General features: G+C 67.9%; 21 protein-coding genes. 10 read left to right on the top strand and 11 right to left on the bottom strand.

Annotated features, from left to right (window positions below):
- Positions 1–37 precede the first annotated feature (37 nt).
- Positions 38–2683, top strand: a complete 2646-nt coding sequence (locus tag LDO86_RS04965) for a PEP/pyruvate-binding domain-containing protein (RefSeq protein WP_224084308.1) — start codon at positions 38–40, stop codon at positions 2681–2683.
- Between the two features lie 210 nt (positions 2684–2893).
- A complete protein-coding gene (locus LDO86_RS04960; RefSeq protein WP_144601518.1) occupies positions 2894–3160 on the top strand; it encodes a hypothetical protein in 267 nt (88 codons plus the stop codon).
- A gap of 44 nt (positions 3161–3204) precedes the next feature.
- Here LDO86_RS04960 and LDO86_RS04955 read toward each other — a convergent pair whose 3' ends face one another.
- Together LDO86_RS04955 and LDO86_RS04950 are read right to left on the bottom strand one after the other, a co-directional pair.
- Complete coding sequence (locus LDO86_RS04955) at positions 3205–4101, bottom strand: diacylglycerol kinase family protein (protein WP_224084307.1); 897 nt, start codon at positions 4099–4101, stop codon at positions 3205–3207.
- Between the two features lie 9 nt (positions 4102–4110).
- A complete protein-coding gene (locus LDO86_RS04950) occupies positions 4111–4377 on the bottom strand; it encodes a hypothetical protein (protein ID WP_018770526.1) in 267 nt (88 codons plus the stop codon).
- Between the two features lie 98 nt (positions 4378–4475).
- Here LDO86_RS04950 and LDO86_RS04945 point away from each other — a divergent pair, with 98 nt between their 5' ends.
- Positions 4476–4946, top strand: coding sequence for a hypothetical protein (locus LDO86_RS04945; RefSeq protein ID WP_224084306.1), 471 nt, complete (start codon positions 4476–4478; stop codon positions 4944–4946).
- 9 nt (positions 4947–4955) lie between these two features.
- Here the strand turns inward: LDO86_RS04945 and LDO86_RS04940 are convergent, their stop codons facing one another.
- Complete coding sequence (locus LDO86_RS04940; RefSeq protein WP_224084305.1) at positions 4956–5975, bottom strand: DUF1524 domain-containing protein; 1020 nt, start codon at positions 5973–5975, stop codon at positions 4956–4958.
- Between LDO86_RS04940 and LDO86_RS04935 the strand changes: the two genes are divergently transcribed.
- On the top strand, positions 5923–6678 hold the full coding sequence (locus LDO86_RS04935; protein ID WP_224084304.1) for a YoaK family protein: 756 nt from the start codon (positions 5923–5925) through the stop codon (positions 6676–6678). The genes LDO86_RS04940 and LDO86_RS04935 overlap by 53 nt on opposite strands.
- A 29-nt stretch (positions 6679–6707) precedes the next feature.
- Here the strand turns inward: LDO86_RS04935 and LDO86_RS04930 are convergent, their stop codons facing one another.
- The 3 genes from LDO86_RS04930 to LDO86_RS04920 form a co-directional block, all read right to left on the bottom strand.
- Entirely contained in the window at positions 6708–8564 is a 1857-nt protein-coding gene (locus LDO86_RS04930; RefSeq protein WP_224084303.1) for a metallophosphoesterase, read from the bottom strand.
- Positions 8561–9643, bottom strand: a complete 1083-nt coding sequence (locus tag LDO86_RS04925; protein WP_018770532.1) for a hypothetical protein — start codon at positions 9641–9643, stop codon at positions 8561–8563. The genes LDO86_RS04930 and LDO86_RS04925 overlap by 4 nt, the downstream gene beginning before the upstream one ends.
- 305 nt (positions 9644–9948) lie before the next feature.
- Complete coding sequence (locus tag LDO86_RS04920; RefSeq protein ID WP_224084302.1) at positions 9949–10818, bottom strand: DUF1295 domain-containing protein; 870 nt, start codon at positions 10816–10818, stop codon at positions 9949–9951.
- Positions 10819–11033: 215 nt separating this feature from the next.
- Here LDO86_RS04920 and LDO86_RS04915 point away from each other — a divergent pair, with 215 nt between their 5' ends.
- Entirely contained in the window at positions 11034–11465 is a 432-nt protein-coding gene (locus LDO86_RS04915; protein ID WP_224084301.1) for a DUF2177 family protein, read from the top strand.
- Positions 11466–11600: 135 nt separating this feature from the next.
- Here the strand turns inward: LDO86_RS04915 and LDO86_RS04910 are convergent, their stop codons facing one another.
- The gene (locus LDO86_RS04910; protein WP_018770535.1) at positions 11601–11747 is read right to left on the bottom strand and encodes a hypothetical protein; all 147 of its coding nucleotides are present in this window, start codon (positions 11745–11747) and stop codon (positions 11601–11603) included.
- Position 11748: 1 nt separating this feature from the next.
- Complete coding sequence (locus LDO86_RS04905) at positions 11749–13134, bottom strand: OFA family MFS transporter (RefSeq protein ID WP_224084300.1); 1386 nt, start codon at positions 13132–13134, stop codon at positions 11749–11751.
- A gap of 262 nt (positions 13135–13396) precedes the next feature.
- Between LDO86_RS04905 and LDO86_RS04900 the strand changes: the two genes are divergently transcribed.
- Together LDO86_RS04900 and LDO86_RS04895 are read left to right on the top strand one after the other, a co-directional pair.
- Complete coding sequence (locus LDO86_RS04900) at positions 13397–13885, top strand: SRPBCC domain-containing protein (protein WP_224084299.1); 489 nt, start codon at positions 13397–13399, stop codon at positions 13883–13885.
- 5 nt (positions 13886–13890) lie between these two features.
- A complete protein-coding gene (locus LDO86_RS04895; RefSeq protein WP_224084469.1) occupies positions 13891–15567 on the top strand; it encodes an FAD-binding dehydrogenase in 1677 nt (558 codons plus the stop codon).
- Positions 15568–15639: 72 nt separating this feature from the next.
- Here LDO86_RS04895 and LDO86_RS04890 read toward each other — a convergent pair whose 3' ends face one another.
- The gene (locus LDO86_RS04890; protein ID WP_144601507.1) at positions 15640–16140 is read right to left on the bottom strand and encodes a GNAT family N-acetyltransferase; all 501 of its coding nucleotides are present in this window, start codon (positions 16138–16140) and stop codon (positions 15640–15642) included.
- 107 nt (positions 16141–16247) lie between these two features.
- On the opposite strand from LDO86_RS04890, the gene LDO86_RS04885 reads away from it, so the two are divergent.
- Positions 16248–17138 carry a potassium channel family protein gene (locus LDO86_RS04885; RefSeq protein ID WP_134165533.1) on the top strand — a complete coding sequence of 297 codons (891 nt, stop codon included), beginning with the start codon at positions 16248–16250 and terminating at the stop codon, positions 17136–17138.
- A 39-nt stretch (positions 17139–17177) separates the two neighbouring features.
- Positions 17178–17684 carry a DinB family protein gene (locus LDO86_RS04880; RefSeq protein WP_224084298.1) on the top strand — a complete coding sequence of 169 codons (507 nt, stop codon included), beginning with the start codon at positions 17178–17180 and terminating at the stop codon, positions 17682–17684.
- A 24-nt stretch (positions 17685–17708) separates the two neighbouring features.
- Here LDO86_RS04880 and LDO86_RS04875 read toward each other — a convergent pair whose 3' ends face one another.
- Together LDO86_RS04875 and LDO86_RS04870 are read right to left on the bottom strand one after the other, a co-directional pair.
- Positions 17709–18587, bottom strand: coding sequence for a CPBP family intramembrane glutamic endopeptidase (locus tag LDO86_RS04875; protein WP_224084297.1), 879 nt, complete (start codon positions 18585–18587; stop codon positions 17709–17711).
- 90 nt (positions 18588–18677) lie between these two features.
- The gene (locus LDO86_RS04870; protein ID WP_224084296.1) at positions 18678–19727 is read right to left on the bottom strand and encodes a LuxR family transcriptional regulator; all 1050 of its coding nucleotides are present in this window, start codon (positions 19725–19727) and stop codon (positions 18678–18680) included.
- A 183-nt stretch (positions 19728–19910) separates the two neighbouring features.
- On the opposite strand from LDO86_RS04870, the gene LDO86_RS04865 reads away from it, so the two are divergent.
- A complete protein-coding gene (locus LDO86_RS04865) occupies positions 19911–20345 on the top strand; it encodes a nuclear transport factor 2 family protein (protein WP_018770549.1) in 435 nt (144 codons plus the stop codon).
- Positions 20346–20376: the final 31 nt, after the last annotated feature.

The raw sequence follows: 20376 nt of genomic DNA, 5'->3' as shown, positions 1-20376 counted from the left end.
AACGGCCGACGGCGATGCGCGGCAGGGGGACACAGTCATGACCTACGTCAAAGACTTGGGCGACGTGGGCCTGGACGACCTCGGCACAGCCGGCGGCAAGGCGGTGGGCCTCGGCGGCCTCATCCAGGCCGGCCTGCCGGTCCCGCCCGGGTTCGTCCTCACCACCGCCGCCTACTCGGAATTCGTCACCGGGAACAACCTCGATGCGGCCATCCGGGAACTGGCCTCCCTCCCACCCGACGCCTCGCCGGAGGACTACGAACACGCCTCCGGGCAGCTACGGGCCCTGTTCGGCAAAGGCACCATGCCACCGGCCATCAAAGCCGAACTCGCCACCGCCTACCAACGCCTGGGCAGCGGGACGTCCGTGTCTGTGCGTTCTTCCGCCACCGCCGAGGACCTGCCGTCGGCCAGTTTCGCCGGGCAGCAGGAAACCTACCTGAACCTCCGCGGCCAGGACGCCCTGGCCCAAGCCGTGACCGACTGCTGGGCCTCCCTCTGGACGGCGCGCGCCATGGCCTACCGCACCCGCGAAGGTGTGCAGCCCGGGCAGGTGCGGCTCGCCGTCGTCGTCCAGCAGATGGTGGAAGCCGACGCCGCCGGCGTCATGTTCACCGCCAACCCCGCCAACGGCCGGCGCGACCAGACGGCGATCAGCGCCGCATGGGGCCTGGGCGAGGCCGTGGTCAGCGGAACGGTGACCACCGATGACCTGGTGGTTGAGTCCGCCACCGGAAGGATCATCTCGCGGCAGACGGCCGACAAGGAGGTCATGACCGTTCCCGTGGAGAACGGAACCCGGGAGCAGCCGGTGGCGGAAGCCCGCCGTCGTGCGTCTGTCCTGGATGACGCGGCAGCTGCGGAGCTGGCCCGCTACGGCCAGCGGATCGCGGACCACTTCGGGTCTCCGCAGGACGTCGAATGGGCGCGGGCCGGCGGCCGGTTCTTCCTGCTGCAGTCCCGGACCATCACCGCACTGGCCGAACCCGCGGCCGACGTCCCCGAGACCTGGCCCGTGCCCTATCCCAACGGGCTCTACTTCCGGGCGAGCATCGTGGAGCAGATGCCGGACCCGCTCTCCCCGCTCTTCGCCGACCTCATTGACGGCTCGGTGTCCCGCTCGCTGTCCGCCCTGATGAACCAGGCGCTGGGCATCAGCTCCCTGCGCGAGGGCGAGGTGCGGTTCCCCACCATCAACGGCTACGCCTATTACTACTACCGCAACTGGGCCATGCTGCGGATGACGGGCCGGACGGTGCCGGCGATGGGGGCGCTGTTCCGCGGCACGGCGCACATGGGCATCGCCGGGTGGCGCGACTATTCGCACCCGCGCTACGAACGGGTGATCAAGGACTGGTCCGTGAAACCCCCCTCGGAGCTCACCGGCGGGCAGTTGCTGGAGGGGGTGCAGGCCCTCCTGGACGCCGGAACCGTGTACTACACGGCCGTGCAGTCCATCATTCCGCTCGCCGCCATGAGCGAGCTTTCGTTCCGGACGTTCTATGGCAGGGCCGTCCGGCGCCACGGCGATCCCCCGGCCCCGGCGTTCCTGCTGGGCTTCGACAGCGAACCCATCCGGGCGGAAAAGTCCCTCTACGATCTGGCGGGCTGGGCGCGCAGCGATCCGGCGCTGGCAGCGGCTTTGCTGGAGCGGCCGACGGCGGAGCTCGCCGGGTGCCAGCGCACCGGTGCCGCACCGGAAGGGGTGGACGACGTCCTGTGGCAGGAATGGCGGCTTGCCTTCAAGGAACACCTGGACCTGTACGGGCATGCCGTCTACAACCTGGACTTCGCCACCCCGGTGCCGGCCGACGACCCGTCCGCCCAGCTGGAGACGGTGAAGTTCTACCTGCGCGGGCAGGGCACGGACCCGCACGAGCGGCAGCGGCAGCTCACCGAACGCCGGGAGGAACTGACCCGGGAGATGGCCGCCCGGCTGGGGCCGCGGCGCCGGGCCCTGTTCCACCGGCTGCTGAAGTGGGCCCAGGAAACGGCACCCTCACGCGAAGACGCGCTGGCCGACGTCGGGCTGGCCTGGCCGCTGATGCGGCGCATGCTGCTGGAACTCGGCCGGCGCCTGGTGGACTCCCACGTGGTCGCGGCGCCGGATGACGTGTTCTGGCTCCGGCACCAGGAGCTGCGGAGCGCCGTCGAATTCGGTCTCGCCGAGCCCGGGGCTCCGGCCGCCGTGGTGATTGCCGGAGCTGCCCGTCCCGTCCGGGCCGCCGCCGTCGAGGAGCGCCGGATGCTGTGGCGGGGCCAGGCGAAGGCGAATGCACCGCAGATGCTTCCCGAGAGCAAGTGGATGGAACGGTCTTTCGGGTCGTGGATGCCGGCAGGCTCCCAGCACCAGGCCGGCGACGTGATCAAAGGCGCCGGCGCCAGTTCCGGCAAGGTCACCGCACCGGCGCGCGTCCTGCGCGGACCCGGGGATTTCGGCCAGATGCGGCCCGGCGAGGTGCTGGTGGCCCGCATTACTACTCCCGCGTGGACTCCGCTGTTCGCCATGGCATCCGCCGTGGTGACCGACGTGGGCGGCCCGCTGAGCCACAGCTCCATCGTGGCCCGCGAGTATGGCATCCCGGCGGTCCTGGGCACCGGGGTGGCGACGCAGCGGCTCAGCAGCGGGCAGCGGATCGCCGTGGATGGCGACGCCGGTACGGTCACCATGGAACGCCCCTGAACGGACGCCGGATGGCAGCCCTGGGGGAAGCCAGAAAATGCCAGGGCTTCCCGCACGTTGGAGCCCGCTATTGGGCGTACACTCAACGTACCCGGGACACCCGTGACTGGACATCCTGTCTCCGACAGTACGTCCCTTTGGGTCCCTCCGCCGGGCAGCAGCCGACACTCTCTTCGACTCGCATCCGGCAACTGCCACGAAAGGCACACCATGACAGATCTGCGCATCCGCGACCAATGGAACCAGCTTCCCTCCGCTGTAACGCAGTGGCTGATGGAAAACCCGGGGTGCATGATCCTTCCGCGGACGCTCTCCGCGGAAATCAGTGCGGCCAATGGCGAAGCGGCCAACGACGACGTCCACGGCGAGACCACGCTGTCCCAGCAGGACATGGACTTCATCCGGATGAAATCACATGAGGCAGCGAACGGACAGCCGGACACCGGTTACACGTTCTTCGACTCCGTGCAGCCGTAACCACTTCCGGCCTGTACGCACGGGCGCAGTCCTGCGGCGAACGGTCACAGAGTGGCCAGGGCACCCTTGGCGCTTTCCACCAGGACATGCGTACCTGCCTGGATATGGACCACCTCGCCGTCGATCTGGCACGGCACAGCATTCCGCGTGGAAAAGGCATAGCTGGTGACGCTGGGCTGCTCCCCCAGTCCCAGCGTCACGGCGCGGAGCGTCATCAGCGCCATCTTCATCAGCCCGGCGTGGGGCAGGGTCACTACCTCGAACCGTCCGTCGTCCGGATAGTGCGACTCACTGACCGTTCCGTACTTCGCCATGCGGGAGATGTTGGCCAGGATCAGGCTGTCGAACTTTGCCGTCGCCCCGTCGTCCCGCACCAGCTCGAACGGCCTCAGGTTCCGGAGCGTGCGGGCAACGGACACCAGTTCCAGGACTTTTCCTTTGCCGCCCTTTTCGATGCCGATGGCCATCAAGGGCGTCAGCCCGAAACCCACGTAGGAATGCGCGTACAGGACCTCCTCCCGGCCGCCGCTGCGGAACGTGACGCGCAGCAGGTCGATGGGCCGGACCGCTTTCTCCCGGATTGCCTGGCTGAGGGTCCGGGCGGGCAGGCTCCGGTAGTGGTCGTTGGCGTTGCCTGCAGGAATCACGGTGCACACCGCTTTGCTGCCGGGAACGTCCATCACGCCGTTGACCACCTCGTTGTACCCGCCGTCGCCGCTGACGGACACGATGAGTGGTGCACCCCGCCCAGCCTCGGTCCGCGCAAGCACGCGGGCGTGCCCCGCATACTCCGTGGGCAGCAGCTCAACCGGCAGGCCCGGCAGGTCTGCCGCCAGGTCCAGATGCAACGCCTCGATCCGCGCGTCCATCCCGGCCCTGCCCGGATTGAAGATCACAACGGCGCGGTCAAAGAGGGCCGCGGGTGCTCCGTCATCGGCCATGGCGTCCCGCTACTCCCCCATGCCGGGGTGGACGGGAACGTAGTCGACGCTGTTGCCGGAGTTGGTCCGGCCCGCGGTGGTCCGGGAGTAGCCGCGCGCATCCAGCCCGTTTTTGGCGCGGAATTCCGCGAGCGCGGCGTCGTAGGCGTTGTTCAGGGTCCGGCCGGAGAACTCACCCGTAGTGCCGTCTTTGAAAGCGATCCGGATCCGGACGCTGGCCGGGTAGTGCCGGTTCATCCGGATGAAGCCGTCGGCATCCTGCTGGAGGGTAATCAATTGGGTCTGCTTTCGTTCGTGGGAGCAGTCTCAAGTTTGCCGCAGATTCCTTGAAAATCCCTTTACGGCCGATGCCATACTGGTCCATGGCGATGGGAATGACCAGGCGCGGGGCGTGGCTGCGGTACGGACTGGTCTCGGTCCTGCTGATTTTGATCCACGTGGGCGCCCTGTGGTTCTTCTCCGACGGCGTCTACCACGGCAACGCAAACGTTCCTCTCTTCAAATTTCCGGAAGAAGTGGATGTCCTGTACATCCTGACGTTCACTCCCCTTTTCATCGGACTCAAGTACCGGGTCTACGACGCCGCGGTGCGGGCCGCCACCAGGAACTACAGGCCTCGCGCGGCGGTGGTCTGTTTCGTCGCCGGCTATGTGGTGGCCCTGGCGATGGACGTGGCATGCCTCGTCGCGGCGTCCAGGCCCATCGCGGATTCAGGGCTGTCCATCCTGGGCTCTGTCTTCCAGACGCCGCTGGTCCTCCTGGTTGCCGGCGCGCTCATTGCGGGGGCCGGTATGCAAAACGGCAGGCCACCGGAAACGGGGCCCGCTCCCTTCCCCGGGCGCTAAGTCCCGCGGCTACCCTTCGCAGGCCACCCCGTCGCCGTCGCCGTCCAGCCCGGCCCGGTGGCCGGCAGTGCCGGCATACAGCGGCGCGGCTCCGGCAGCCACCGCCTCGGCGCAGTTCGCGTAGTACACAACAGCCGTAGCGGCGGCGGGCGCCACAGTCGCCGGTGCCGGCTGCCCGGGGCAGCTTGCCAGGATGCCGGCGATCGCATCGCGCTCCGCCTGCGTCACCCACAGGCTGTACCGCGCCTTCACCGACACCTGCCGGGCCACATACTCACATCGGAAGGCCTTGGCCGGCGGCAACCAGGTGGCCGCGTCGCCGTCGCCCTTTTGCTGGTTGGTGGGTCCGTCCGTTCCCTGCAGGTTCAGCGGATCATTCGCGAACGCCGTCCGCTGCTTGGTGGTCAGCTGCTGCGCGCCCTTCTGCCAGGCATCGCTGAGCGCCACCACGTGGTCGATCTGCACGGCGCTGCTGGTGGTGGTGCCGCGGACGAAGTTGATGACCGTTCCGGTGTACGGGTCCGCCAGCACTCCGGTCTTGACCGTGCAGGTGACGCTGCCGGTGTAGGTGACCTCGGTAAGGTCCCGCCGCAGGATGTCGTTGCGGGTGTCGCAGCCGTTCTGGTCCACGTCCGCCCACGTTGGCCCGAACAGCGACCGCTCGTACCCCGTCTTCGGCGCCCGCCCCTTGACCGGGAGGGTCTCCAGCACATCGGCTGCATTGACGGCGACCGTGCTGCCGTCGACCGCAACCGCCGGCAGGCCTGGTGTGAAGAGCGCCAACAACGCGGAAAGGACGACGGCGGCCGTCCAGCGCGTGCCTGGCGCGGGCATTGTTTCGGGCAAGGACGTGAAGCTGCGGCTGCTCCCTCTTCCCGCGTTTCCCCGGCCGGCAAGGCCCCGGCGCATACTGGAACAGTCGCCCCTGCTGGGCACAATCCGCGTCCCGCCACCAGGACTGCCGAAAGGTATGCGCATGCCCGCCCGCTTCCTCCCCGCCCATCCGGCCAGGCTGCACCTGCTGCTCATGCTGGTCCTCACGTTTTCCACCGGGGTGCTCGACGCCGTCGGTTATCTGGGCCTGGACCGGGTGTTCACGGCGAACATGACCGGCAACGTGGTGATCCTGGGCATGGCGCTGCTGGGCGGGGACAACCTCCCGATCCTTGGCCCCATCGTGGCGCTCACGGGATTCATGACCGGCGCCGTCATCTCCGGCCGGGCGCTGCGGCCCACCACGTCAGGGTGGAACCGCCGCACCACCGGGCTGCTGGTGGGCGTCAGCGCTGTGATGGCTGTTGTGGCCACCCTCCTCCTCAGCGGCGTGCACCCCAGGCACAATGAAGCCCTGACCGTTGCCATCACCGGCACCCTGGCGGTGACCATGGGTGTGCAGGCCGCCACCGCGCGGCACCTCAATGTCAAGGATGTCCCCACCGTGGTGGTCACTTCCACCATCACGGGCCTGGCGGCCGACTCCCGCTTTGGCGCCGGCACGCACCCGTTCTGGGGACGGCGGCTCGCGGCGATCGGGCTCATCATGGCCGGCGCAGCGGTGGGCGCCGGGTTCGTGCAGCTCCACCTGGGGCTCGGGGTCCTGCTGACCGCACTCCTCACCCTCGGCGTCGCCCTGCTGGGCCGGACAGGCGTGCACAAGTACGGCGCAGACACGGCGACGGCGGCACCCGGGCCGGGTGCCGCCGTCGAAAGCCCTCCGGAGACGGCTACGTAGGCTTCCGCTGCATCATCATTGGCTCCCGCTCACGGACCCGCCGGCCGCACCACGATGGCCGAGCCGCACTGGTTGATGAGCGTGCCCAGGCTTGAGGATGCCGTGGCGGCCTTCGTGCCGGTGGCGGACGTATCGGTCAGCGGAAGGGCGTTGACCTCAATGGCCGCGTTCGACTTGGCCGCGATATTGGAGGTGGCATCACCCAGCTCGGTGGTCCCTGCCGGTGGCGTGAAGGACGTGGTGGCCGAGTTGGTGCCGTTCCTGACGCCGTGGGCGGTCAACAACAGCGACCCCGGTGTTACCGGCGTGATGGACGGCGCCCGGACATCCGGGTAGGCCACCCCGCTGTTGGTGTCCGTGGTGGGCGTGACGTCCAGCGGCGTTGTGGTGTTTGCGCCCTGGACGGCAACAGTGGACCAGGCATACCGGGAGGCCGGCTCAGGCACGCTCGGGGCGGTGTCACCGGCCTGCATCACCCGGTACCAGACTGCCTGGTGCGCCGAGGCGGAGCTGGCGCTGGTGAAATCGCCCACTGCCCGCGTCCACCCCGCCGGAGCGGTGGTGTTCGCGGACCCGGACACGGTTACCTGCGAGTACAGGAATACCGTGTCGCCAGGCTGCCAGCCTGCCGGCAGGGAGGGCGTATAGGACCCGGCCGCCGTCAGTTCACCCGATCCCGTGGCCGTCGACCGGACCGAGACGGCTGTCGCCGGGGGCGTCGTCGTCGTGGGCGTCGGCGTTGGAGTCGGTGTTGGCGTTGGAGTTGGAGTCGGGGTAGGCGTTGGCGTGGCAGTCGCAGTCGCTGTCGCCGTAGCGGTCGGCGTCGGGCTTGGTGAAGGGGCAGGCCGGGTGACCGAGAAATTGTCGGTGAACGTCCCGCCCGAGGCGCCGACGAATGACCCGCTCAGGGTGGTGCTGGTCACCGACACCTTCAGGAAGCCATACGTTGGATTGTTGTTGCTGCCCATGAATCGCTGGAAGTACGGAGCCGTCGTCGTGTTGCTCTCACTGTTGAGCGACCTGCCGCCCGAACCAACTGTGGCCAGGATGGTCCCGGTACCGGCGGCGAACTGCCCCGTCGGATCGGTGTCGGCCACACAGTCGGGATTGAAGCTGGTGACGGGGATGGACGTGCAGCTGCCCTTGAGCGCCAGCGGGTAGCTGCGAGCGTAGGCATGGTCGTGGGCCTGCAGGTACAGATCCACCTTCTTGGACACCAGCATGTTCATCAGGTCAGGACTGGCGGCACAGGGGTAGTTCACCATCGACAGGCAGTACATGTGCATGCCAACGATGATGAAGGGGATCCCGGCAGCACGGGCCGAGTCGATGGCCGACGTCACGAATTTGTAGCCCTGCGTCCCGGACTTGTAGGACCAGTCAAGGCCGCTTCCGCTGTACGTCAGCTTCGGGGACACCATGATCAGCCGGACCAGGGGGCTGGTTGCCGGATAGTCCGTGTAGAACTGCTGGGCGTAATTCCCCACCGCGCCGAGCTTGTCCGGCAGGCACGAGGCGAAGTTGGACCAGACGCCGTCGGGCCCGTCGTCCTCGTGGTTCCCGGTGATGAACTCATAGGGCATGGTCCCGGCATGCTGCTTGACGAATGAACACCAGGCAGACTCCGGGGTGATCTGGGAGTAGGACAGGTCGCCGAGGTTGAACATGGCGGAGGTCCCGGCGTTGCGTGCCGCATCGATCACCTTGCCGGTGTTCGTGTTGCCGCCGGTGTCACCGGCGAACCCCAGGCTCACGGTGGTGGCCGCGGTGGCCTGCGGGTTCCACGATGTGGCAAGGAAGGAGACATTCGCAAGGACAAGGGCAGTGCCGAGAAGGACTGCCAGCGTCAAGCGCAGTGGGTGGCGCATGCGCCTGCGGGCGTTCACTTGCAGCTCCAAACAGTAGCGCGGCGCAGCCCGTTGGCTGCGGCGGAGTAGCCGGTGATAACGGTGGGGCCGGCCTGCCGTGAGGCCGACGTGGCCGCCCCGGACACTCCGGTGAACTGGCCGTCAGAGCCTGGCGGCAGGATCCGTGCGCTCTTGCCGATCCACATCACCGCTTGGGGGCGGTCCCCGCGGAAGGACGACGAACTGCCGGTTCCCACCGCGATGCCCGGAACGCCCGATGCCGCACTCGAGGAGGGGCCGGCTGCCGCGCCTGCATCGCTGACGGAGCCGGACTTGTCCCAGGTGGCAGCGTGGGTTCCCTCATTGACGGCGCTCTGGCCGATCGCCTGCCCCGCCGAGTCGATGGCAAGGACCACACCGCCGCGCCCGCTAAGGGTCGGAAGGGACGTCGGGGTACCGGCCGGCGACCACAGGACCGGCGTGCCGCCGCTGTCGAGGGCCACCCCGCCGATCGTGCCGTCCGGACCGATCGCGAAAGCATGCCCACCTTGTGCACCGGCGGGCAGGGTGAGCGCCCGGGGTGCCGTGGTCAGCGTGGACCAGACAGCGGGACGCTCGTCGTCATCCGCGCCCGGGCCGTCCGAGTGCTCCTCGTCGTTGATCAGCGCGCCGACCACGACGCCGCTGTCCGAGACCATCGACGGGAGCGCGATGTCACCCGGGTTGACGGGAAGGGTGTGATAGACACCGTTCTGCCACCACCAGCCGACCAGGACCTCATTGGCCGTGTCATATCCCGTGCCGACGACTACTCCGTCCTTGTTTACGGAGGTGGGGACTGCGGCATCGAGTGGAATCGCCAACTGGGTGGGCTGGCCATCGCGCCAGAGCACCGGCGCGGATCCTCCGGAGGCAGTATCGGCGAGGCCTACCACCAGGCCGTTGCTGCTCGACGCCACTGCGTTGCTGCCCTGGCCGCCGATGCCCGGGAGCAGGGTGGCCGAACAGTTTGTGGCAGCGGGCAATTGCGCGCCAGCGGCTGTCGCGGCAACCGGCACCATGACCATGCCGCCCTCGGCCGCAAGCAGGAGCGCCGTCAGCACCGCCCCGGGTTTCATGTCCTTCGGCCTGTTGAGCCAGGGAGGCCTGCCTCCGCTGCCCGGTAGACCCCTGTTGAAATTCCTATGCTTTGACAATGTCGCTCCCCGGAGTAGAACCCCACGTCCCCAGCAACGTGCAGCGCAAGAGGCCTCTGCATAACCGCACTGTCTTTCGAGACTACGTTGCCACCCGCCGCCGGGCACGGGTAAGGGGGTACTCGGATCGGAGGTTAGGGGCTACTTGCTTGGAGCGAACCGCCCTTCCAAGCCGCGACGGCGGCACCCAGCCCGGGTGCCGCCGTCGTACGTCCTGCCCAAAGCCCCTACTTGAGCTTCGGGACCAGCACGGGCGTGTTCTTCTTGTACTCCTCATAGTCCGCCTGGCCGCCCCACTTCTTGTCCGCCTTCTTCTCCAGGGGCGGCACGCCGCTGCCCTTGGTAAGCAGCAGGGCCACGAAAACCGGGGAGATTAGGGCCGCCCACTGCCAGCCCTGCAGGACGGGCAGGGCGATGATGGCCACGCCCACCCAGAGCGTGATCTCGCCGAAGTAGTTGGGGTGGCGGGACCTGGACCACAGTCCGGTGCTGATGAAGCGGCCCTTGTTGGCGGGGTCGTCCTTGAAGCGGGTCTTCTGGAGGTCAGCCACGGTCTCGATGGCGATCCCTGCGGCCCATACCAGCAGGCCCACCCAAAAGAACCCGTCCAGGCCCATCTTCTGGTCGGACGTGATGGCCACCCAGGCCAGCGCCGCGGTGAGTACCACCCACAGGCCCTGGATGGTCCAGGTGTTCAGAAAACGGAAGAAGTCCGGCTTGAGCTCATCGAAGCGGTCGTCCTTGCCGTGCTTGCTGATCCGCATAAACAGGAAACTGCCCAGCCGCGCGGCCCACAGCACCACCATGGCCGCCAGCACCCCTCCCCGCGCGTCCACGCCCGGGGAGGCCAGGACCAGGAACACCGTGATGGAGATGTAGGTCAGGGCGCCGGTAAGGTCGTAGAACTTTTCCGTCTGCGCCCTGTAGGACGGGATGAACACCAGCCACTGGATCACGAACGCGATGGCAACCCCCAGCGCGAACACCGGGAACCCGCCAATCCGGGAGCCGCCCTGGCTGCCGGCCAGGGCAATGAGAACCGCCACCACCACGGCAATTACGGTGCTGATGAGTGCCTTGCGGCTCTTTTCGTTCACGGACACGTTCCTTTCCCCTGGCCCGCCGCGCTCTGCTGCACGGCCGGTCCCAACGATCATGCGGCCACCTTCATTCTCCACAACGCACGGCGCCTGCCACTTGGTCTTCGGAGCGGCGGGGGGCTTGTATGGGTGGCCCGCGCGTATGACCAGTCCATCCCTTGCCACGGCGCCGAACAGCTTCTGCAACCGTCACCGACACAAGGAGTCAAAGCATGGTCCCCCGCACCAGGAACTGGCTGATCACGTACGTTGTCAGCGCACTGATATTCGCGGTGCTGGATGTGGTGTGGATCCTGCTGGTGGCCAACCCGCTGTACCAGAGCCAGATCGGCCACCTGCTGGCGCCCAGGGCCAATCTGCCCGGCGCTGTCCTCTTCTATGTCATCTTCGTGGCGGGGATGGTGCACTACGGCGTCCGGCCCAACACCCCCGGCATCAGCCTGCGGCAGCGGGTGGGCGGCGCTGCCCTCTTTGGGTTCTTCACCTACGCCACATGGGCGCTGACCGGGTTCGCTGTGCTGAAGGATTTCACGGCCCTGGTGGCCGTGACGGACATCCTGTGGGGAGCCGCAGCCTGCAGCGTGGTCACGTGGCTGACCGCAACGGTGCTGCGCAGCCGGCTCGCCAACCCTGCCACGGCCTGACGCCTGGCGTGATGCGCGCCCAGAGTGGCCCAGTTTTCATGGTGAAACCCTGAGTATCGCGGGCGGCTGCCGTCGCTTGCCGACCAAAACTGGGCCACTGTGACGCACGGCCCAACGCTGGCCCAGCCCGGGCGGCTACCCGAACAGCGCCGCCACCTGGGTCAGCGTTTGGAAGACCCCAAAGGCCAGCGGGATTCCCACCAAAACCCAAGCCAGTACCAGCCTGCCGGTGGACCGGCGGACCGGCTGGTGCGCGCCGTGGTTGTGTGCTGTGCTGCTCATTTCATGCCTCCAGGGAAGATTCGTGCCGCTCGGGGCGGCGTTCGTGGAACCGTGCGTCGACGGGCTTGACCAGCAGGTTGGCCACGAACCCGATGACCAACAGGGCCACCATGGTCAGCAGCGCGGGCTGGTAGGACGCGGCATTCAGCTGCCCGGGCTTGCCCTGCGCGTCCAGGATGCTGTTGACGATCAGCGGCCCGGCCACCCCGGCCGCGGACCAGGCGGTGAGCAGCCGGCCGTGGATGGCGCCTACCTGGTACGTCCCGAAGAGGTCCCGCAGGTACGCCGGGACGGTGGCAAACCCGCCGCCGTAGAAGGAGATGATGACGAAGGCAAGCACCACGTAAAGGGCGGTGGCGGTGGATCCGGCCAACGCCAGCACCGTATACAGCACGGCACCTACGCCCAGGTACACCATGTAGATGCGCTTGCGCCCCGTGACGTCGGAGGTGGCGGACCAGGCGAAGCGGCCCGACATGTTGCCGATGGACAGCAGCCCCACAAAGCCCGCAGCAACGCTCGCACTGACCAGGGACTTTCCGTCGGACTGCCGGAAGAAGTCCTGGATCATGGGCGCCGCCTGCTCCAGGATGCCGATGCCGGCCGTGACGTTGCAGAACAGCGCCACCCATACCAGCCAGAACTGCCGGGTCTTGATGGCGTTTTTCGCCGACACGTTCTCCGTGGTGACGAGCTTGGCCGCCTTGACCTTGGCGGGGTCGAACCCTGCGGGGCGCCACCCGTCGGCGGGCACCCGGACGGTGAAGGCGCCGAACAGCATGTAGGCGAGATAGACGACGGCGAGGGTCAGGAAGAGCTTGCCCACGGCATCGCCGCTGGCCACCCAGCCCTGGGCGCCGGAGTTCGGATCGTACGCCTTCAGCAGGGCCTGGGACACGGGGCTGGCGATCAGCGCGCCGCCGCCGAAGCCCATGATCGCCATGCCGGTGGCCAGGCCGGGGCGGTCCGGGAACCACTTGATCAATGTGGACACCGGAGAGATGTAGCCGATGCCCAGCCCGATGCCGCCCACGAACCCGTACCCAAGGTAGACGAGCCACAGCTGGTGCGTGAAGATACCCACCGAGCCGATCAGGAAGCCGCCGGCCCAGAATATCGCGGAGGTGAACATCGCCTTGCGCGGGCCGTTGGTGTCAACCCAGGTGCCCATGACAGCGGCGGAAAGGCCCAGCATCACGATGGCGATGGAGAAGATGACGCCGATCTCGGTCAGGCTGGCCCCGAAGTGCTTGACCAGCGCCGTCTTGTAGACGCTGGTGGCGTACGCCTGGCCGATGCACAGATGGACGGCGAGCGCCGCGGGCGGGACCAGCCAGCGGTTGAAGCCCGGCGGGGCGATGGAGTGGTCACGGTCCAGGAAGCCCATGGTTGATTCCCTTTGCTTGTCGATGACGTCGATGTCTGATCGATCCAGAGGCGAAAGGCCTTGTTGAACCCGGGCCCTTTGCCTTGGGCTATCATCATGCAAATCATCAGCAAACGTACTATTGGCGCGCCGAGCGGCAGGAATTGCGCGGCGAGCGGCTTGGTTGGCTGAGGCACTCCCCTGTCAGCCCTGCACAGCCCATCGGGCACGCACACGCAGCGCCTTGCTTTCCGCCCGCCGCGGCGGATGGCAGAGTGGGACGATGAGTGAGCAACCAGCCGCGCTGGTCCTGAACCTGGAGTGCACGGTCCCGTCCCCGCCGGAGACAACGTTCCTGCTGCTGACGGAACCTGCCCGGCTTGCCGAGTGGTGGGGCCCGCACGGCTTCAGTATCCCCGAAGTGGACATCAACCTGGTGGCGGGCGGGCGCTACCGGTTCCGCATGGCCCCGCCGGAGGGCGAACCGTTCCACCTCTCAGGAAAGTTCCTGGAGATCGATCCGCCCTGGCGCCTGGTCTACACCTTCGCCTGGGAGGAACCGGCGCCGGACGACACCGAGACCGTCGTGGACCTCTCCCTCGCCGGCACCGGAACCGGAACCCGGGTGGTGCTCTCGCAGGTACCGTTCCTCACGGAGGAGCGGCTGGAACTGCACCGGAACGGGTGGAGCGATTCGTTCGAAAAGCTGGCTCGTGCCGCCGGGAGCGTCGGCCGCTCCGGTGCCGCCGGCAGCCGGGACAACACCCGGTGACAGGCCTGGACGCGGACGTCATCATTATCGGCGGTGGCCTGGCCGGGCTGGTGGCCAGCAATGAGCTGGTCCGTGTGGGCAGGCGGGTGGCCATCGTGGACCAGGAAAACGCGGCCAACCTGGGCGGGCAGGCCTTCTGGTCCCTGGGCGGGCTCTTCCTGGTGGACACCCCCATGCAGCGGCGCCTGGGCGTGAAGGATTCCTTCGACCTGGCGTGGCAGGACTGGCAGGGTTCCGCCCAGTGGGACCGGCTTTCCGGGCCCAACCCTGAGGACGAGTGGGCACAGCAGTGGGGCCGTGCCTATGTGGAGTTCGCCGCCGGTGAGAAGCGCGCGTGGCTGCAGGAACAGGGCATCCGGTTCACCCCGCTGGTGGGCTGGGCCGAGCGCGGCGACGGCAGGGCCGGCGGCCACGGCAATTCGGTCCCCCGCTTCCACGTCCCGTGGGGAACCGGCACCGGGGTTTCGGAGCCGTTCGCGGACAAGGCGCGGGCGGCCTCCGGGGCGGGCAGCGCCAGGTTCTTCTTCCGGCACCGGGTGGACGGTTTAACGTTCGACGGCGGCACGGTCACCGGGGTGCGGGGCGCGGTGCTGGCGCCTGATGATTCCCCGCGCGGGGTGTCCTCAAACCGGGATGTTGTTGCCGATTTCGAACTCCGGGCCCAGGCTGTGGTGATCGCGTCCGGCGGAATCGGCGGCAACCACGGGCAGGTTCGGCGCTGGTGGCCTGCGCGGCTGGGGACGCCGCCGCGGAAAATGGTCACAGGCGTGCCGCAGCACGTCGACGGACGGATGCTGGACATCGCAGACGGGGCCGGGGTGCGGCTGGTGAACCGTGACCGGATGTGGCACTACACCGAAGGGATCCAGAACTGGAACCCCATCTGGCCGGACCATGCCATCCGGATCCTGCCCGGCCCGTCGTCCCTCTGGTTCGATGCCCTGGGTCGGCGCCTTCCCTCCCCCGGCCTGCCCGGCTACGACACCCTGGGCACACTCCGCCTGCTCCGGACAACGCCGGAGCTCCAGCAGCACGACCATTCCTGGTTCATCCTCAACCAGCGCATCATCGAAAAGGAGTTTGCCCTCTCCGGCTCCGAGCAGAACCCGGACATCACCAACCGGGACCTCAAGCTGCTGCTGAAGACCCGGCTGGGCCGCGGCTCGTCCGGTCCCATCGAGGCGTTCAAGGAGCACGGCGCGGACTTTGTGGTGGCGGACAACCTGGCGGACCTGGTCCGCGGAATGAACGGGCTGACTGACCAGCCGCTGCTGGACCATGCGCTGATAAGGCGGCAGATCGAGGAGCGCGACGCCGAGATCAGGAACCCCTTCTCCAAGGATGTCCAGGTTGCGGGCATCCGCAACAGCCGCCGGTACCTGGGCGACCGGCTCTTCCGTACCGTCAAGCCGCACCGGATCCTGGACCCTGCCGCGGGCCCACTGATCGCCGTCCGGCTGCACGTTGTCACGCGGAAGACGCTGGGCGGGATCCAGACCAACCTTGACGGCCAGGCCCTCGGACAGGACGGCGCCCCCATTCCCGGGCTGTACGCCGCCGGCGAGGCAGCGGGGTTCGGCGGCGGCGGCGCCCACGGCTACAACGCGCTGGAAGGCACCTTCCTGGGCGGCTGTCTCTTCACCGGCCTGACCGCCGGCCGGGCGCTCGCCCGGGCGCTATGAACTGACTCCGCACTAAGCCCCGCGCTGTACTCAGGCGGGCGCTGCACTCAGGCCACGGGCCGCCGTCGAACACTATTGGCTGCTGCGCCGGACCAACCGGAACTCCGGCAGCCCCTCCCACTCGGGTGGAAGCGTGTTGCGCCTGCCGTCCGGCCGGAACCCCTGCTTCAGGTAGAAGGCCAGGGCCCGGGGATTGTTCTCCACCACCCAGAGGTAGGCCGGGCCGGAGCCGACGGCGGCGCTCACCAGGGCTGCCCCAAGGCCCGTTCCGTAGGTCCGCCGGAGGGTGTAGATCGAGTAGAGCTCCACGGCTTCGGGGCCGTCGTCGTCGCGCCCCGGGCCGGCGTCCGCGAAGCCCACCAGGTCATTGTCGGCGTCCAGCGCGAGGATCCGTGGCTCGTCAGTGGCCAGGAATGGCCGCCGGCGTTCCACCCGCTCGGGGATGCTGGCCCTGCGGCGGCGGAAGAATTCCGCAGAGAGCAGATGCGGGTAGCACTCCTCATGGGCCAGAGTCTGCATGAGCACCACCGCCTCGGCGTCCTCCGGTGTCGCTTGGCGAAGTCGAAAGTCCATGGCGCCAGCCTAACCAGTGGCCCGTCGCTCCCACGCCGTGTTCCGCCGTCGTACCTCTATGCCTTGTCCGGTCCCCGGCTGGGCAGCCGGCGCACTTAAGATGAGGCATGAACTTCGAGGACGCGCTCCTGACGGTGATTGGTGCCGCGCTGATTCTGCTGATGGTCGCCGACGTCTTCCATACCCTGCTGTACCCGCACGGCTCGGGCCCGGTGGGCAGGACCATCATGCGCGGGTTCTGGCTGCTGTCCAGGAGACTCAGGGGCGGGGCGTCCTCCATCGCAGCCCCGCTGGCCATGGCGGCTGTCATCGCTGCGTGGGCGGCGCTGGCTGCCGTGGGCTGGGCCCTGCTGTACCTCCCGCATTTGTCGAACGGGTTCTCCTACTCGGCCAACGTGCCACGGCAGGCTGACTTTGCGGAGGCCCTGTACATCTCGCTGGTGGCCCTCTCCACCGCTGGATTCGGTGAGATCGTGGCCACGCACCCGCTGCTGCGGCTGGTGATGGCGTTCCAGGCCGTGGCCGGTTTCGGCCTGCTGACCGCCACGGTCTCGTGGATCCTGCAGACCTACCCGGCGCTGAGCCGCCGGCGCGCACTCGCCCACCAGTTGAACCTGTTCCGGGAAGCGGCGGGTCCGTCCGGCATCGCCTCACTTGATGCACGGCATGCAGCAGGACTGCTGGAATCCATGGCGGAGAACGTGGCGTCCGTGAGCATCGACCTCCTGTCCTTCCACGAGACCTATTACTTCCATGAGGTGGAGCAACGGGGCTCCCTTCCCGCCACCATCGCCTACGCCCACCACCTGGCCTCGGACGCCCAAGGCAGCGACAACCCCGAACTCCGGTTTGCCGGGCGCATGCTCTACGCGGCGCTGGACGACCTGGCCGAAGTGCTGCGCGGGAAGTTCGGCCACGTGGGAAGCACGTCCTCCGATGTGTTCGACCACTACGAGCTCCACCACAGGCACCGGCGGCCCCCGGAACCGCGGCCATAGCCGCGGGCGATGCCAACCGCGGCTTGCTAGGGTCTGCTTATGGCTTCCCACTCCCACTCGATGGACGACGTCATCAACGAACCTGCGCGTGTCCAGTTCGAGTTCTTCCTGGATGAGCACCGGGCCGCGCTCAACGGGTGCCTGGACGGGCTGACCGAGGAGCAGGTCCGGCGTCGGCTGGTTCCCTCCCGCACCACCCTGCTGGGGCTGGTGAAGCATGCCACCTTCGTGGAGAAGGTCTGGTTCGACGAAGCCTTCACCGGCCGTCCCCGCAGCGAGATCGGCATCCCCGCCACTCCTGACGAGTCGTTCATCCTGGACGACGGCGACACCATCGACTCCGTCCGGAAAGCCCACCGGGACGCGTGCGCCGCGTCCCGGTGCGCGGCCGCCCCTCTGGGCCTCGACGACGTCGTGACCGGCAACCGGCGGGGACCGCTCCCGCTGCGCTGGTTGTACCTGCACATGCTGCGGGAACTCGCCCAGCACTGCGGCCACGCGGACATCCTGCGCGAACAGATCCTGGCCGGCAAAGGCGCGGACTGAGATGCTGCCTCGGCCTCGCAGCGCTCATGCCGGCGCCGTCGTCGTTCCTTGTTTTGTGAGGTCCCCGCGGCGGGCAAGGGCCACGGCAGCAACCAGCAGCCACATGGCGGCCGCCTGGCCCCAGGGATAGACCTGCTGCGGAATGCCAGGTGTCAGCGGGTTGAGGATGTACTGGAACGCCGCGAGGCTCACGTGCATCAGCGCTGCCAGGAGCACGCTGCCTGTATGGTCGTAAACCCACACCATGAGCACCCGGTACGCCGTAAGCTGGCCGACGAGGACGGCCACCAGCCACAGCGACAGGAAGATTCCCAGGGGCACCCCGCCATTGGTCCCGCCCCCACCCCAATAATTCACGAAGAAGTGCCACGCACCCCACAGGACCCCCACCAGGATTCCCGTCCACAGAACACTGAAGCGCTGCCTCGCCTTGGGGATGGCGAAGCCGGTCCAACCGATTTCCTCGAGAAATCCCGCCGCCAGCCCGATGGCCAGTCCAGTGAGGATGGTGCCGCCCTTATCTGTAGCCGTGGCGATCCGAGGCGCGTAATCCGGGGACGCCAGCCAGAGCACCAGCACGAACGCGGCCAAACAGACCGGCGCCACCAGCAGGGCCAAATACCAGCGCCCGCCCACACGCCATCTCAGCAGCCTCGCCCGAAGATCCCGGTAGCCTGCCCGTCCCGACGCAACTCCGGTAAGCACCAGGCTGGCCAACGCTGGTCCGAGCAGCATCGCCGGCACGGTTACGGGGATGGTGAGCTGGAACTGCTCCGGCGTAGGCGACAGGCCGCCCGTGACAGCCCACACCGCCAGCACAATGGCGCCCCACGACAAGAGGAAGGTAACAACGTAGTACCACCACAGCGGGTGCGTGCGCACCGATTCCGCCAAGGCATGCATGGGATCCTCCGGTTGCCGGCTGTACCTCCAGCTTCCAGGGCGGGCGCCCGCGGACACAGAGTCCTCGGACCCGTTAAAACAGACTGCCCGTCAGGCTAGGAGCCTGGCCACCAGCTCGCCGCGGCTGCCGACGCCCACCTTTTCAAAGAGCGACTTCAAGTGGTCGTGCACCGTGTGCGGCGAGATGAACAGGTGCCGGGCGATCTCCGCCGTCGAACTTCCGGCCAGCACCTCCAGGCAGACATCCCGTTCCCGGGCGGTCACGCCGTACGCCATCAGCAGCAGGGCCACGAGGTCGTGGGTGGTTGCCGGTTCCACGGTGACCACCATCTGTTCGGGATCATCGCCGGTGATGAGGCTGCTGGCCTGCAGCACCACCCAATTGTTCCCGGCGTCGCGCATCCTGGCCCGCGCCGTCCCGGATGCCGCCGCATGCGCCTGCGCCACCACCGAATAAAGCGTCTGGCTGAAGCGCCCGGGCGCAGCTTCCTCCACCTGGGCAAGCCAGGAGGCGGCGGCCGGCGTGGCCGCGCGGAGGTCGCCGTGCAGCCCGGCCAGGACAATGACAGGCCCGACGGCGGCCGGTCCCGCCGGGTGCGCCACGCGGACGGCGGCCCTGGTGGCCGACGCGAGCGTGGCAGTCACCGCGCCCAGGAATTCCACCTCCCGGTCGGTGAAGTCGCTGCCGCCTTCCCGGAAGATGCTCCCCACGCCCCAGCACAAGTCGTCCACGCGGAACGCGGCCCGCAACTCATGCTCGAAGCCCAGCGGCTTGATCAGGTCGTTGATCCGGACGCTGCGGACCACCTCACGGTGCGGCGCATCCGAAATCCTCGCGATGGGGCGGGGCCGGCGCAGCAGCTCGGCGAAGGTGTTGGGTTCCCGGCCTGTGTATTCGGACTGGGCAAAGCGGAGGAAATACTCCTCGAACTGGCGCCCACCCACCGGCCACGGCAGCCAGTTGGTAACGGAGGTCATCACCATGGAGGCGGGGTCGACGGCGGCCCAGCACCCTTGCTCGAACGGCACCTCCCGCTGCACCACGGCCAGCGCCGAGGTATAGAGGACAGGCAGGTCCATCCCGCCGGCGGCCATGGCGGCGATGTCCCGCCGGGCACGCTCCGCGCGCTCCTCCCACATACCTCCAGTATCCGCCCGGCAGGCAGGCCGGCAATCCCCCAAATGGGTGGTTTTCCAGGCACCCCGAAACCCCTGGTGCGGGGATCGCGGGGGTGTGTTCCGCCGTCGTACTTTTCCTTTTACGGACGCCGCACGAAGCGGGCCGTCCGTAGAGGAAAACCGGGAACCACAATGGAGGCTGCAATGGGACAGGCACGTGACGTCATGGGCCGGCTGATGACGGCCATGGACGCAAAGGACAGGGATGCGCTGGCAGGCTGCTACGCCGAAGGCGCCGTAATCAGCACTCCGGACCAGGGAGAGATCTCCGGCCGCGAGGCGATCACCAACTATTTCCTCCACTTCTGGGAGGCCATGCCGGACGTCACGTACCAGCAGGTGGCCACTCATGAGGCCGGGGACGTTGCCATCCTGGAGGGCTTCGTGGTGGGCACGAACACCGGGCAGCTGAACCTGCCCACCGGCGGGACGCTGCCGCCGACAGGAAAGCAGGTCCGGGTGCGAAGCTGCGACATCACCAAAGTGGAGGCAGGCCTGATCACCGCGCACCACGCCTACTTCGACCAGATGGAACTTCTTGGCCAGCTGGGGCTGCTCCCCGAACCGTCCAACCAGTGAAACCGTCCAACCAGTGAAGGCGGTTCCGTCA

The sequence above is a fragment of the Arthrobacter sp. StoSoilB19 genome (genome assembly GCF_019977275.1).
Taxonomy (GTDB): domain Bacteria; phylum Actinomycetota; class Actinomycetes; order Actinomycetales; family Micrococcaceae; genus Arthrobacter.
This window is presented reverse-complemented; position numbering and strand designations above follow the sequence as displayed.

What these genes read in the sequence shown, in the direction of transcription:
- LDO86_RS04965 (WP_224084308.1), top strand. Translation starts at nt 38, where the DNA reads ATGACCTACGTCAAAGACTTGGGCGACGTGGGCCTGGACGACCTCGGC.
- LDO86_RS04960 (WP_144601518.1), top strand. Translation starts at nt 2,894, where the DNA reads ATGACAGATCTGCGCATCCGCGACCAATGGAACCAGCTTCCCTCCGCT.
- LDO86_RS04955 (WP_224084307.1), bottom strand. Translation starts at nt 4,101, where the DNA reads ATGGCCGATGACGGAGCACCCGCGGCCCTCTTTGACCGCGCCGTTGTG.
- LDO86_RS04945 (WP_224084306.1), top strand. Translation starts at nt 4,476, where the DNA reads ATGACCAGGCGCGGGGCGTGGCTGCGGTACGGACTGGTCTCGGTCCTG.
- LDO86_RS04935 (WP_224084304.1), top strand. Translation starts at nt 5,923, where the DNA reads ATGCCCGCCCGCTTCCTCCCCGCCCATCCGGCCAGGCTGCACCTGCTG.
- LDO86_RS04940 (WP_224084305.1), bottom strand. Translation starts at nt 5,975, where the DNA reads ATGAGCAGCAGGTGCAGCCTGGCCGGATGGGCGGGGAGGAAGCGGGCG.
- LDO86_RS04925 (WP_018770532.1), bottom strand. Translation starts at nt 9,643, where the DNA reads ATGAAACCCGGGGCGGTGCTGACGGCGCTCCTGCTTGCGGCCGAGGGC.
- LDO86_RS04915 (WP_224084301.1), top strand. Translation starts at nt 11,034, where the DNA reads ATGGTCCCCCGCACCAGGAACTGGCTGATCACGTACGTTGTCAGCGCA.
- LDO86_RS04910 (WP_018770535.1), bottom strand. Translation starts at nt 11,747, where the DNA reads ATGAGCAGCACAGCACACAACCACGGCGCGCACCAGCCGGTCCGCCGG.
- LDO86_RS04905 (WP_224084300.1), bottom strand. Translation starts at nt 13,134, where the DNA reads ATGGGCTTCCTGGACCGTGACCACTCCATCGCCCCGCCGGGCTTCAAC.
- LDO86_RS04900 (WP_224084299.1), top strand. Translation starts at nt 13,397, where the DNA reads ATGAGTGAGCAACCAGCCGCGCTGGTCCTGAACCTGGAGTGCACGGTC.
- LDO86_RS04890 (WP_144601507.1), bottom strand. Translation starts at nt 16,140, where the DNA reads ATGGACTTTCGACTTCGCCAAGCGACACCGGAGGACGCCGAGGCGGTG.
- LDO86_RS04885 (WP_134165533.1), top strand. Translation starts at nt 16,248, where the DNA reads ATGAACTTCGAGGACGCGCTCCTGACGGTGATTGGTGCCGCGCTGATT.
- LDO86_RS04880 (WP_224084298.1), top strand. Translation starts at nt 17,178, where the DNA reads ATGGCTTCCCACTCCCACTCGATGGACGACGTCATCAACGAACCTGCG.
- LDO86_RS04875 (WP_224084297.1), bottom strand. Translation starts at nt 18,587, where the DNA reads ATGCATGCCTTGGCGGAATCGGTGCGCACGCACCCGCTGTGGTGGTAC.
- LDO86_RS04870 (WP_224084296.1), bottom strand. Translation starts at nt 19,727, where the DNA reads ATGTGGGAGGAGCGCGCGGAGCGTGCCCGGCGGGACATCGCCGCCATG.
- LDO86_RS04865 (WP_018770549.1), top strand. Translation starts at nt 19,911, where the DNA reads ATGGGACAGGCACGTGACGTCATGGGCCGGCTGATGACGGCCATGGAC.